We start from the raw sequence: 12,027 nt of genomic DNA on the forward strand, positions 1-12,027 counted from the left end.
ATAAGTGCAAATCGCTACGATTTGTGGCATAGGAGGTGCTTGAGATGAGCGCAGTTGTGACCGATCGTGCCGCGAAGACCACCCTCACAGTCACGTCCACGGAGGTCGAGCAGGCCGGCTACGTAGATCCGGTCAGCCTGGAGTCGGCGGTACCCCCGGAGCTTGCGCGGATCCTCACCGCGGTGGTGGCGGTCGTTGCCGCTGGCGGCACCGTCACGATCGGGTCGGTGCCGAGTGAGGTCACCACCACGACCGCGGCCCACATGCTGGACATCTCCCGCCCGACACTGATGAAGCTCATCGGCGAGGGCGAGATCCCCGCCCACAAAGTCGGCACCCACACCCGATTGAAGAGCACTGATGTCATCGCATACCAAGAGCGGCAGCGTGCCACGCAGCGAGCAGCCTTCGACGACCTTCGCGCGTTCGAAGACTCAGAAGGCATGACGTACTGACCGGTGCTCGGAGTCCAGGGACCCCTGCGTCTATCCTCTTCGGGTGAGCGCAGGGGTTCTGACGGATGCAAACGTCCTCTATTCGAGGACACTCCGAGACTGGATATGCCTCCTCGCTTTCCGGAAAGCGCCGATGTTCCACTTGACGTGGACCGAGGACATCCTCGCGGAGCTGGTCTACCACATCCGGAAGAAGCACCCGCACTACTCCGACGCGCAGGTCGGCGGCATCCGGGACCGTATCATCGCGGTGGCGCGAAACGGCCGGATCAAGGGCTACGTCATCGATTCCGGCCTCGCGTACACCGACGACTACGACGCCCACCTGCACGCCCCCGCCGTGCACGGTGGCGTCCAGTACGTCGTGACCGACGACAAACGGTTCCTGGACTTCGCGGAGGCGAACGACGAGATCCTCGCCTACGAGGTGTACACGGCGGATGACTTCCTGATGCTGGTGAACCAGAGCTCACCTGCGGCGGTGCGTGAAGTGCTGCTCGAGCAGATCGACTATCACCGGCGGCGCGGCGGTGCGTTCAACCTCCCTGCCTCTTTGGAGGCTGCTGGGGCAACAGATTTCGCGCATCTGATCCGTGAAATGATGCGCAGTCGAGCCGTCGCCGACGCGCTTGCGCGTCCGCTCACCGCCACCGCGGAATGACCGCTACGGTCCGGCTTGGCATTTAGTGATTGCGTCGCGCGTAGATAGTGGCCGCTGGGCGACGAGATCAGCTCGGCCTCCCACCGAGATACTCCAGCGTGTGGCCACCTGGATCTCGCAGGCGATCGCGGGCGGCGCGGTACCGGTGCGACAGGACTCGTCGACCAGGAAGTGATTCGCGGTCGGATCGGGCGGGCTGGTGCCGTGGGGCCGCCCCAGCGCGCGCCTGCGCCGTAGGGTTCGGTACCGCTGCGTCCAGAGTCCGGGAGACGCTGCACCGCCGGAATTGCGGGCACAGTCGTCGGTGAGTAGATGGTGGGCCGTAAGACGCACGTCCGCTCGCCGTCCTGAACCCAGAAATTGTCATTGCCGCCACATCAAATCCGCAGCCGCTGAAGCAATGTCGGAATGTCATTGGAGATTAGCCTGTGCCATGGCGAGCCACGCTGGTCCTGCACGAAGGTCGATGAATGTGAGGTTGAGCTTCAAGTGGGTCGTGTTGGTCTGCCCCCTGGACAATGTCTTTAGACAGTTGAAAATGTCAGTTCGGGTGAGCTCCCTCAGTACGGAGACGGACTTGCCGTTACTGTGTGCGGTCGACGATTGCCGATGTAGAAGGAGAGCACGATGGCGGTATCACCGAGGAATTCCGAAGGTTCGGCGAAGAGGACGACCAAGGAGATCCGTCAGTGGGCGATCGGAGAGGGCCGTGAAGTGTCGCCCCGCGGCCGGATTCCGGCCGAGATCGAGCGAGCCTTCCATGACGCTCAGGCAGAAACGGCGCCAGCGAGGAAGGTAGCCGCGAAGAAGTCGGTCGCGAAGAAGTCGGTCGCGAGGAAGTCGGTCGCGAAGAAGTCGGTCGCGAGGAAGACGGACGCGACGAAGGCAGTCGCCAAGAAGGCACCGGCGGCGAGGAAGACTGCCGCGAAGAAGTCGGTCGCGAAGAAGACGGACGCGACGAAGGCACCGGCGGCGAAGAAGACGGACGCGACGAAGGCACCGGCGGCGAAGAAGGTGGTTGCGAAGAAGGCTCCGGCGAAGACAACAGCGCCGAAGACGACGGCCGCGGAGAAGATAGCCGCGACGAAGGCGCCGGCGAAGAGCGCGGCGGCGGTCCGCAAGGCTCCGGCGAAGGCGACGACCAAGGAGATTCGCGAGTGGGCGATCGGAGAGGGCCGTGACGTGTCGCCTCGCGGTCGGATTTCGGCCGAGATCGAGCAAGCTTTCCATGACGCTCAGGCAGAAACGGCGCCCGCGAGGAAGGTAGCCGCGAAGAAGACAGCCGCGGCGAAGAAGGTGGCTGCGAAGAAGACTCCGGCGAAGACAACAGCGCCGAAGACGACGGCCGCGGAGAAGATTGTCGCGACGAAGGCGCCGGCGAAGAGCGCGTCGGCGGTCAGCAAGGCTTCGGCGAAGACGTCGGTCCCGGAGACGACGGCAGCGGCGAAGACGGCGGCTGTGGAGTCGGTCGCGGAGACGACGGCCGTGAAGAAGAAGGCCGCGAGGAAGGCTCCGGCGAAGACGTCCGTCGCGAAGACGTCGGTCGCGAAGTCGGCGGCTGTGGAGTCGGCTGCGGATGCGACGGCCGTGAAGAAGGCTCCGGTGACGGGAGCGGCGGCGGGCACCGCTCCGGCGAAGGCGACGACCAAGGAGATTCGCGAGTGGGCAATCAGGGAGGGCCGTAAAGTGTCCTTCCGCGGTCGGATTTCGGCCGCGATTGTGCGAGCCTTCCATGACGCTGCGTCAAAGTTGCCGCTCCCGCTCGGTTGAAACGGGTGGGGGTCCGCTACTGAGCGTGACCGACCGACTCTTGTTGCCGCGGTACGCCGTTCGGGTGATCATATGTTCGGCACCGTGGAGGTCACCATCGAGGAGCTTGCCGAGTTGCTCGAACGCCAAGTCCCTCCTCCGTGACCAGGATGCTGCGCCGCACTGACGGTCCACCCCGGTCAGATCTCACGACGAGCCTCCCGACCCGGGCCACGGCATCGAGCACCAATCCGGATGACGGCCCGCACAGTGAAAGCCGGGTCGACACGCCGGCGACGGTGCTCGGTCAGGACGCTGTATCTTGTCGTGGGGCGACGGGTGCGCGCATGCGCTCGACGCCCTCGCCGGTCGGCTCGACTCCGACCGCGCCGAACTCCTGCGCCTGGCCGCCCGCCAGCTCCTGGCGAACCCGCGGGACCTCGAGAAGGCGGTGACCGAGGAGATCTACCGCGGGGACGCCAACCGGGACCTGCTGATCGCCCGGAACACCCGCCGCAGGCAGGCCGCTGATCAGGCCACCGCCGCGCCCCCTGTCCGCAAGGCGCCGAGCCCGCAAGGGAACCCGTTCGGGAAACGGCATGTCTTCCGGTTCGATGAGGACACCAAACGCCGCCTAGAGGAGCTGGCGGGCGAGTACGGTCCCCGCCGGCTGTCCGCGCTGCTGCGGGTTGGGATTCGCCGACTCATCGAGAACCCGGCGGCCGATGAGGCCCTGGCGCAGGCACGCCGCCTCGCCGCGCACAGCCCGGGTCGACGTCGCCCTCGACGACGAACTCCTCGCGCACCTCGACGCCCTCGCCGAACGGGTCGGCTCGGACCGTCAGGAGTTGGTGCATCTGGCGGCCACACGCATCCTCCGCTTCCATCACAACATCGAGAACCGGATGCTCGACGAGATGTTCCGCGCCCCGAACAACCGGAAACACCTGCTCGCCAAGCATGCCCGCCGTGAGCGGATTCGTCGGGGAGACCGCGGTAGCGGCACCTGACCTGGGAGAATGGGTGGTGGGTCGGGCCCCGCACCACCGGAGGACCCATGTCTTTGGTTTCTGCGCCTCCCTGTCGTCGCGTCCACCGCGGCCGCCGCCCTGTCCCTGACCGCGGCGCACGCACACGCCGCCCCAGCTCCGAGTGGGTGCGACATGCAGTTCTTCGCGGTCGGTGCCATGTCGACCTGTGCACCCGGATCGGTGAATACCCACCAATTGGAACTGGTGTGCGTCCCGTTTACCAATTTAAATTATCCCGTCAACACCATCACCGTGTGGGGGCCGGAGGTGCCCACCTTCCTGCCCTCCATCGCACTGTGTCCGCCGCCCATCTACTTCGCGCTCGTCCCCCTGAGGGACACCCGGGTGCACACCCGATAGGACCAGCCCCCGGCTGCTCCTGCGCCGTACAACCGGCAAGTGACCTGCGGAGATGACACGTCCCCGGGGTCGGTGCCCCTGATCGGCCGCGGCCGCCAGTAGGGTTCTGCCTGCTGAATTGGCAGAAGACGTGAGAGATCGGGGAACTGTGGCGCGCAAGGTAGTTGTCGAACTCGTCGACGACATCGACGGAACCGACTTCGGCGAGGACGGGGAGAGCATCACCTTTTCCGTCAACGGGGTGGACTACGAAATCGATCTGAAAGACAAGCACGCCAGCAAGTTTCACAAGCAGATCGGATTCTTCATCGAGCACGCCACCCGGGTCGGTGGCCGCAAACGACGCTCGGATCGCCCCGTCGTCTCGGACGCCCCGGTGCGGCGACGCGGGAACGGCAAGGAGATCCGCGCCTGGGCGGCCGAACAGGGCTACGAAATCTCCTCGCGCGGGCGCATTCCCGCCGAGATCGAGCAGGCGTACCAGGACGCCCACTGAACACGAAGGAGCGTTGATGCGATCGCTGCGCAATCCCTGGTACCGGGCCTCGGTGCGCCGAGCGGCGAGCGAGCATTGGCTGACCACCGGCAGCCGCGGGCTACGAGGCATGACCGGTGAGCCGGTGGAACTCAGCGACACCGAGGCGGCCACCGTCCTCGCTGCCCTGGTCGAAACCACCGGTGGACGGTGGCCGGCCCACCCCGCACGCATCGCCCGCACGCTTCGCCGGCTCGGCATCGACGGCAACACCGAGCAGATGGCCACTGCCATCACCGCTCTGATAAGCGACCCGGACTGGTCCCACCACGCCCGCGAGATCACGTCCAGCGCATCGGACTGGTAAGCCGGATTGGCTCATTCACCTGGGGAGATGACACGTCCCCATCGACCGCAGTCCGGGCCCGGCAATTGGCACAGGCTCTCTAGTCAGGCGTCCTCGCTCTGCTTGTTCGCCACTTCGCCGACTGCACTCTTGAGCCACCACCGGAGATTCCGCCTTCCGACCAATCGCGCGCCATCCCCGAACCGGCTTCGCTCCTGCGAAATGAACGGAACCGAATTGCCCTCGACCACAGGCTCTTGCGTCCAACGGTGCGGCGACCCGTAGATCGCATTGAGGGCGTCGCGGTTCCTTCCCAGCTCTACCAGCTCATCTTCGGAGATTTCATGATGATGGAGCGGATCGGGAGCACCCGCAGTTCCTACTCGACGATTGAGCTCCTCGTAGAGCCTGACCAGCTCGCCAGCAGCCTCTCCCACCTCGGAATGTCCGCGCAGACGTTCGATAAGGAAGGGCAGTACAGGAATGAGGGCCCTTCCTTCTGCGCGGTCGATCCAATCATCTTCCCAACCGAGGGTTCCGTCGGGGCCTGTCCTTGGCTCCCCGAAGAGCTGACGTGCTCCATCGACCGTATATCCCTGGTCGTACAGATCTTGGGCAGCGATCCACGACTGCTCAGGCATTTCATCCACTCCTGTTCACTCTTGTTACGAGCTTCTCAGTCGGACAGTTGCGCGGTGCTTGGCGCGAAGACAGTGAATCCGCTAGGTGACGGTTTCTCCAAGGACCCCCGCACGCGCTCGGGCGTGTCGCTCAGCCGGCGACGGACGGGCGGTGACGGCCGTGTGGTTGTCGCGATTCTGAAAATCGGCGCCGAGTTCGGCAGAATTGGGTTTGACCTGCGATGACGACAGGTCTCCGAGGAAGGATGAGCGTTTACCGGAGTGTGAGCGGGTTCATTCAGATCGCTGGATGAGGGTAAGGGTCGATTCCAGCTGGTCGTGGCGTTGCGCCGAGCCGCACACCATTGTTCCGATTTCTCTCGAAACTGATGGATTCCACGAGTTACGCGTGCAATCCGCGAGTTGCTAGCGGATTTCGATACTCGCCTGTCGGAACCCCGCGCTTCCCGGTTCAGCTGCACCCGAGTCGGTCCGGGACTGTCTATTTCCACTGCAGGAGACGTTGGGCGTTGGCGGGAAGGGTGGCGGTGAAGGTTGCTTCCCCGAGCTGCTTCCGGGCCCATGCCGTTAGTGCACTGGTGGAGCAGTTGGTCTCGTGGCCGGTGAAGGGCCAGTCGCTGCCGAAGAGCATGCGCGCGGGACCGGTTGTGTCGAGTAGTTCCGCGAGCGCCCGTTCCGGTACTTCACTGCGATAGGGGGCGGACACTTTCACCCAGACATGTTCGAGCGCCGCCAGCGTGGCCACGGTCTTCCTCGCCTGGAAGTCGTTGCGGGCTGGTAGGCCGAGGTGATCGATAACCACGGATGACGACCACCGGGTGAGGCTGTCGGTGAGTTCGTCCCACTGTCGCCCTCGTGCCTGGACCTCGAGATGCCAACCCAGTTCGCCCATCCGTTTTTCCAGAGCCCGCCAGACCCGACTGTCCAGATCCGGCGGGGTGACGCCGATGAGATTGAGCCGGATGCCCCGGACTCCCTGTGCGTTCAGCTTTTCGAGATCGTGATCCTGCCGGGGATCGAGGACCACGACGCCCCGGAGTCGTTCCGGATGTTGCGCGAGCGCACCGAGGAGATAGCTGTTGTCGGTTCCCAGAAAACTCGGCTGGATCAATACACCCCGTGCGACACCATGGCGGTCGAGTTGGGCCAGGTAGTCGGACGTGTCGGCGTCGTAGGTCGGGGTATACCGCCTGCTGTCCGACAGCGCCAATCCGCGGTGGAAGACGTGCGCGTGGGTGTCGATGGACGGAGACAGCTGGCGGAGAGTCACAGGCCAACCGTAAAAGATTCCTTCAAACCTGTAAAGGACTAGATATTTAGTTGTCTATATGGCAGCCTGTGAGGCATGACACAGCAGACCGACAGCCGGTTACCGCTGCACGCCCGGCTGAAAGACGATCTGAGTCGGCGGATCAGCACCGGCGAATGGGGACCGGAGAGGGCGTTGCCTTCCGAAGCGGAGCTCGCAACCGCGTACGACGTTTCCGTGGGGACGATGCGCCGTGTGCTCGGTGAGTTCGTCGCTGAAGGCATCCTGGTGCGCCGCCAGGGGCGCGGGACATTCGTCCGGCGGCCCAGCTTCGACAACGCGCTCTTTCGCTTCTTCCGGGCGCGCGGCGACGACAACCGTGTGCCCAACGCCCGCATCCTCGGCCGGGACCCGGAACAGCCGACAGCCCAGGTCGCGCAGGCGCTGGGTAAGCCGGCGCAGGTTCTGCATCTGCAGCGCCTGAGATTGTGGGACTCGACTCCCTTCCTCGTCGAAGACATCTGGGTGCCGTTGCCGCAATTCGACCCCCTCGCCGACATCGACATCGACGACATCGGGGCTTTGCTCTACCCGGCATACGAACGTCTCACCGGACTGGTCGTCGGGGCCGCCAGCGAGGAGCTGTCCGTGGACGCGGCCGATCCTGCCACCGCCGCGCTACTCGGATGCGAACCCGGGGAGGCGTTGATGCGGATCGAACGACTGGCCCGCACCTACGCGGGCGAGGTCATCGAGTACCGCGTCTCGCACGGTGTCGCCTCCGCATTCCGCTATCGATTGGAACTTCAGTGATCACTCCCGAACTCGTCGCCGTCGCGGGGCTGGTCGCAATCTTCGCAATCGCGATGTGGCGCTCGCTGAACATGGGCGCCGTCGCCTTGGTGGCCGCCTTCGTCATCGGCGTGGGCTACTTCCACGTCGGGCCAGCCGAGATCGCCGAGGGATTCCCAGGCAGTCTCTTCGTCACCCTGCTCGGGGTGACGTACCTCTTCGGTATCGCCCGCGCGAATGGCACCGTCGACGCTATCGTGGGCAGCGCCGTGGGACTGGTGCGAGGACGCGTCGCCCTGATCCCCTGGATCTTCTTCCTGTTGGCGGCCATCATCACCGGCGCCGGCGCACTCAGTGCTGCCACCAACGCAATTCTGATCCCCGTCGCCCTCGCCTTCGCCTACCGTTACCGCATCAATCCCTTGCTCGTTGGACTGTGTGTGCTCAACGGGACGAACGCCGGCGGTTTCTCACCGATCTCCGTCTACTTCAATATCGTCGACAACGTCTTCGCCCAGAGCGGAGTGTCGATCCCGCCGGCACCAATTTTCCTGTTCACTTTCCTCGCCAACCTCGCTCTCAACACCGCAGCATTCTTCCTCCTGGGCGGCCGAGAACTTCTTCGCCGCGGTGCAGCCGACGACGAGACGGGCCAACCGGACCCGTATCCGGATACTCCCGGCGAACCATCGGGCGCTGGTGGGACGGCACTGGCTACGAAAGCGACGACGTGGACAACCGCCAATATCCTGACCGTCGCCCTGCTCGTGGGGATCGTCGTCATCGCACTCGGATTCTCCATGGACGTCGGCTTCCTGGCCCTCTCGGCAGCAGTCGTGCTGGCGGCTCTCTACCCGCAGGACTCCAAGCGCGGGTTCGAGCAGATCGGCTGGGGTGTCATCCTCCTGATCGGCGGCATCGTCACCTACATCTCCGTGCTCCAGGGTGCCGGCGTGATCGACGACCTCGCCCACTCCGTCAGCACCATCGGCTCCCCGATGATCGCAGCGCTGACCATCCTCTTCGTCGCCGGTATCGTCTCGGCCTTCGCGTCGACGAACGCGATGTTCGTCGTCCTCGTCCCGCTCGCCGCTCCACTCGTCCTCACCGGAGACGTGAGCACCGTCGGATTCGTCACGGCTCTGTGCGTCGCGGCCTCGGCCGTCGACTCCAGCCCCTTCTCCACCGGCGGCGCACTGATCATCGCCAACACCGAAGAACACCTGCGCGACAAAACCTTCCGCGGACTCCTGATCTGGGGAATGTCGATGATCGTCGTCGCCCCGGTACTCGCCTGGCTGATCTTCGTCCTTCCCACCTAGAGCGTGTCTGCTTAATGTTCGGGGATTGATGCGTGATGCTGCGTATGTGTTGCGCGCCGATGAGATCCCCGATGACCTGTGGGCTGTGATCGAGCCCGTCCTACCCGCACTGGCGGGCCGAAGGGGGCGTCCGTGGAACGACCACCGGTTGACCCTGGAAGGAATCGCCTGGCGGTACCGAACCGGATCACCGTGGCGCGATCTGCCCGAATACTTCGGCCCGTGGCAGTCGATCTGGGAACGGCATCGCCGCTGGTCCGACGACGGCACCTACATCCGGATGTTCGCCGCGGTGCGGACGGCAGCCCCCGAACGAGAGGAACAGCTCGAACGTCTGCTGTCGATCGACTCGACGATTGTCCGCGCCCACCAGCATTCGGCCGGCGCCCTGACCGATGCGCACACAGGGGGCTCGGTCGAATGACAAGAATCTGGCCAACGAACCCGCCGACCACGCACTCGGCCGCTCCCGCGGCGGGCTGAGCACCAAGATCCACGCCCTCACCGACACCTTCTGCTGCCCGCTGACGCTGCTGCTCTCGCCGGGACAGGCAGGCGACAACCCCTACCTGGCGCCGCTGCTCGACGCGCACCGCGCCCACGACACCGCAGCGTTCCGCCTGCTGGCCGACAAGGCGTACTCGCACCCGAGCACCCGAAAGAACCTGCGGGAACGCAGAATCTCGCACACCATCCCCGAACGCCGCGACCAGATCCGACGCCGCAAGGCGAAAGGGTCGGACGGGGGTCGACCGCCGGCCTTCGACAAAGACCGCTACCGCGAACGCAACACCGTCGAGCGTGGCTTCGGGGCCTTCCCCCCTGAGTGAGGACATCGTGAACACTGGGTCGTGAAGGTCCCAGAGGAAGAGATGTCACTGATGGCGATGAAGGCGTACTCGGCGGAATTCAAGGCCGATGCCGTCGCGCTGTACCTGTCCGACCCGAGCCACACCTTCGACGGCATCGGCAACGACCTGGGCGTCAGCCGCGAGACCCTGCGCAACTGGGTGCGGGCCGAACGCAAACGCACCGGCACCTCCACGGCCGAGCTCCGGGCCAGCGGGGCGGCGCGGTCGGCGTCCCGGGCGGGCGAGGTATCGTCCGAGTCCGTGTTGGAGGAAGAAAACAAGCAGCTCAAGGCCCAGATCCGGAAACTCGAAACCGAACGGGAGATCCTGCGGAGGGCCGCGAAGTATTTCGCGGGCGAGACCAACTGGTGAGCCGCTTCCAGTTCGTCGACGACCACCGCGACACCGCTCCGGTGAAGTGGCTGTGCCAGATCCTCGAGGTGTCCCGGTCCGGGTTCTACCGGTGGCTTGCCACCGCACCGGCCCGTGCCGAGCGCGCCCGGGCCGACGAGGAGCTCGCGACGCGGATCCGCGAAATTCACGACGATTTCGATGGCACCTACGGCGCCCCGCGCATCACGGCCGAACTGCGCGATGCCGGGATCGAGGTGAACCACAAGCGGGTCGAGCGGGTCATGCGCGAGCACGGGATCGTCGGCGTGCACCTGCGCAAACCGGTGCGCACCACCGTCCCCGATCCGGACGCGGCCGCGGTGCCGGACCTGATCCGGCGAAATTTCACCGCAAGCGCACCGAACACCCGATACGTCGGCGACATCACCTACCTCCCAGTCGGTGACGGTGAATTTCTGTATCTGGCGACGGTGTTGGACCTGAGTTCGCGACGGTTGGCGGGGTGGTCGATCGCCGACCACATGCGTACCGGACTGGTCACCGACGCGCTGCGGGCGGCCGCTGCCTGTCGCGGCGCCGCAGGTCTCGATGGGTCAATTTTCCACTCCGACAACGGAGCCCAGTATGCATCGGCCGAGTTCGCCGCCCTCTGCCGTGAGCTCGGGGTGACCCGGTCGCGGGGTGCGGTAGGAACGTCGGCGGACAACGCGGCCGCCGAGTCGCTGAACGCGACGTTGAAACGGGAAACGCTGAAGGGGCGGAAGCGCTGGAACAGTGCGGGTGAGGCCCGCGCCGAAGTCTTCCGTTGGATCACTCGATACAACACCAGAAGGAGGCATTCCACTCTCGGTCAGATCTGTCCGATCGAGTTCGAGCAGCGATCGGCTACCCTGGCCACCGCTGCATAGGAATTGGTGTCCACATCTCGGGGGGAACGCCCCACCCGGTACCCGGGGTAGGTACCACGCCGCGGCAGTCACCGGTCTGCAGCACCGTGTTCGAAAGATTCACCACCTACCGACCGGGAATCCGCCACGGCCATGTCACTGCCTCGCACACTCTGATCCGGGCGGCCTGAGCCCGTCCGTCCACCGGCCTGTCGGGGGCCGGCGATGAACGCGGTGGGGCGGGCGGGGCTCGAACCCGCGACCAATGGATTATGAGTCCACGGCTCTAACCGACTGAGCTACCGCCCCATCACCGCACTACCCCACCATCGTGGGGCGTGGTGATGCTACCGGCCACCCTGCTGGCTGTCCCCGCCCGTGCCGAGGACAGTCTTCATGCGCGGCCGAAGAGCGGCCGCACGCCACCGTCCTCATCGACCGCATACAGCGCCATCCCCAACAGATCCAGAATCCGCTGAGGCGCCCGTCCCGCAGCGTCCACCGATCCAGGCTCGTCCCGCACGACCAAGGCAAACGACACCGACTGATCCGCCTCGCTCGGCATCCGCCTCACCAGCTGTCCGATCGCGGTATCGACATCCAACCCCGGCGCGGCGGTCGCACCCTTGACCTCGACATAGAGCCGGCGGCCGTCCTTCTCGGCAACGATGTCGACGAACTCCGTATCGGTTCGAACCACCCACCCCTGAGACGACAACCACCCCGAGAAGTCCCGAGCCAGGCGAGCCTCATCACCACTCATACCGGACACGGTAAGCCAGAAACGTCAGTTCCGAACAACACCACAGCACGAAACACATCCGGTGCGAATATGCCACGCCTCAAGCATGTCC

The 12,027-nt window shown here is 65.1% G+C and carries 15 protein-coding genes, 1 tRNA gene and 3 pseudogenes; 12 read left to right on the forward strand and 7 right to left on the reverse strand.

Annotated elements, in window-relative coordinates:
* Positions 1-44: 44 nt before the first annotated feature.
* The 3 genes and pseudogenes from JWS14_RS42905 to JWS14_RS51990 all read left to right on the forward strand — a co-directional run.
* Positions 45-455, forward strand: coding sequence for a helix-turn-helix domain-containing protein (locus JWS14_RS42905; RefSeq protein WP_206016446.1), 411 nt, complete (start codon positions 45-47; stop codon positions 453-455).
* 133 nt (positions 456-588) lie between these two features.
* Positions 589-1,116, forward strand: a complete 528-nt coding sequence (locus JWS14_RS42910) for a PIN domain-containing protein (RefSeq protein WP_206016447.1) — start codon at positions 589-591, stop codon at positions 1,114-1,116.
* 627 nt (positions 1,117-1,743) lie between these two features.
* Positions 1,744-1,872: pseudogene (locus tag JWS14_RS51990) on the forward strand (Lsr2 family DNA-binding protein); the annotation flags it as partial.
* An 11-nt stretch (positions 1,873-1,883) separates the two neighbouring features.
* Here JWS14_RS51990 and JWS14_RS51995 read toward each other — a convergent pair.
* Together JWS14_RS51995 and JWS14_RS51580 are read right to left on the reverse strand one after the other, a co-directional pair.
* Positions 1,884-2,261, reverse strand: a complete 378-nt coding sequence (locus tag JWS14_RS51995) for a hypothetical protein (RefSeq protein ID WP_420855182.1) — start codon at positions 2,259-2,261, stop codon at positions 1,884-1,886.
* Positions 2,262-2,351: 90 nt separating this feature from the next.
* Positions 2,352-2,765: a hypothetical protein gene (locus JWS14_RS51580; RefSeq protein WP_338051791.1), complete on the reverse strand. Its 414-nt coding sequence runs from the start codon at positions 2,763-2,765 to the stop codon at positions 2,352-2,354.
* 34 nt (positions 2,766-2,799) lie between these two features.
* On the opposite strand from JWS14_RS51580, the pseudogene JWS14_RS52000 reads away from it, so the two are divergent.
* Positions 2,800-2,886, forward strand: a pseudogene (locus JWS14_RS52000) (Lsr2 family DNA-binding protein); the annotation flags it as partial.
* A 286-nt stretch (positions 2,887-3,172) separates the two neighbouring features.
* Here the strand turns inward: JWS14_RS52000 and JWS14_RS52005 are convergent.
* Positions 3,173-3,466 (reverse strand): hypothetical protein, encoded by a 294-nt coding sequence (locus JWS14_RS52005; protein ID WP_206016991.1) that lies wholly within the window; start codon positions 3,464-3,466, stop codon positions 3,173-3,175.
* 124 nt (positions 3,467-3,590) lie between these two features.
* Here JWS14_RS52005 and JWS14_RS52010 point away from each other — a divergent pair, with 124 nt between their 5' ends.
* The 4 genes from JWS14_RS52010 to JWS14_RS42940 all read left to right on the forward strand — a co-directional run bounded on the left by JWS14_RS52010 (position 3,591) and on the right by JWS14_RS42940 (position 5,098).
* Positions 3,591-3,875, forward strand: coding sequence for a hypothetical protein (locus JWS14_RS52010; protein ID WP_420855164.1), 285 nt, complete (start codon positions 3,591-3,593; stop codon positions 3,873-3,875).
* Positions 3,876-4,028: 153 nt separating this feature from the next.
* Complete coding sequence (locus JWS14_RS50710) at positions 4,029-4,256, forward strand: hypothetical protein (RefSeq protein WP_241031770.1); 228 nt, start codon at positions 4,029-4,031, stop codon at positions 4,254-4,256.
* 148 nt (positions 4,257-4,404) lie between these two features.
* Positions 4,405-4,752, forward strand: a complete 348-nt coding sequence (locus JWS14_RS42935; RefSeq protein ID WP_206016450.1) for a histone-like nucleoid-structuring protein Lsr2 — start codon at positions 4,405-4,407, stop codon at positions 4,750-4,752.
* A 16-nt stretch (positions 4,753-4,768) separates the two neighbouring features.
* Positions 4,769-5,098, forward strand: a complete 330-nt coding sequence (locus JWS14_RS42940; protein ID WP_206016451.1) for a beta/alpha barrel domain-containing protein — start codon at positions 4,769-4,771, stop codon at positions 5,096-5,098.
* A gap of 83 nt (positions 5,099-5,181) precedes the next feature.
* Here the strand turns inward: JWS14_RS42940 and JWS14_RS42945 are convergent, their stop codons facing one another.
* A complete protein-coding gene (locus JWS14_RS42945) occupies positions 5,182-5,718 on the reverse strand; it encodes a hypothetical protein (protein ID WP_206016452.1) in 537 nt (178 codons plus the stop codon).
* A 481-nt stretch (positions 5,719-6,199) separates the two neighbouring features.
* The gene (locus JWS14_RS42950; protein WP_206016453.1) at positions 6,200-6,988 is read right to left on the reverse strand and encodes an amidohydrolase family protein; all 789 of its coding nucleotides are present in this window, start codon (positions 6,986-6,988) and stop codon (positions 6,200-6,202) included.
* Between the two features lie 75 nt (positions 6,989-7,063).
* On the opposite strand from JWS14_RS42950, the gene JWS14_RS42955 reads away from it, so the two are divergent.
* The 4 genes and pseudogenes from JWS14_RS42955 to JWS14_RS42975 all read left to right on the forward strand — a co-directional run bounded on the left by JWS14_RS42955 (position 7,064) and on the right by JWS14_RS42975 (position 11,194).
* Complete coding sequence (locus JWS14_RS42955) at positions 7,064-7,780, forward strand: GntR family transcriptional regulator (RefSeq protein ID WP_206016454.1); 717 nt, start codon at positions 7,064-7,066, stop codon at positions 7,778-7,780.
* The gene (locus tag JWS14_RS42960) at positions 7,777-9,081 is read left to right on the forward strand and encodes an SLC13 family permease (protein ID WP_206016455.1); all 1,305 of its coding nucleotides are present in this window, start codon (positions 7,777-7,779) and stop codon (positions 9,079-9,081) included. The genes JWS14_RS42955 and JWS14_RS42960 overlap by 4 nt, the downstream gene beginning before the upstream one ends.
* 46 nt (positions 9,082-9,127) lie before the next feature.
* A pseudogene (locus JWS14_RS50715) lies at positions 9,128-9,890 on the forward strand (IS5 family transposase); the annotation flags it as partial.
* A 72-nt stretch (positions 9,891-9,962) separates the two neighbouring features.
* Positions 9,963-11,194, forward strand: a protein-coding gene (locus JWS14_RS42975) for an IS3 family transposase (RefSeq protein ID WP_206016939.1) whose coding sequence is annotated in 2 segments (ribosomal slippage) — positions 9,963-10,284 and positions 10,284-11,194 — 1,233 coding nt in all. Because the reading frame shifts where the segments join, the coding sequence is not laid out codon by codon here.
* A gap of 214 nt (positions 11,195-11,408) precedes the next feature.
* On the opposite strand, the gene JWS14_RS42980 is transcribed toward JWS14_RS42975, so the two are convergent.
* Positions 11,409-11,482: transfer RNA gene (locus JWS14_RS42980), tRNA-Ile, on the reverse strand.
* 85 nt (positions 11,483-11,567) lie between these two features.
* Positions 11,568-11,915, reverse strand: a complete 348-nt coding sequence (locus JWS14_RS42985; protein WP_206016940.1) for a hypothetical protein — start codon at positions 11,913-11,915, stop codon at positions 11,568-11,570.
* Positions 11,916-12,027: the final 112 nt, after the last annotated feature.

It is taken from the genome of Rhodococcus koreensis (assembly GCF_017068375.1).
Classification (GTDB): Bacteria; Actinomycetota; Actinomycetes; order Mycobacteriales; family Mycobacteriaceae; genus Rhodococcus_F; species Rhodococcus_F koreensis.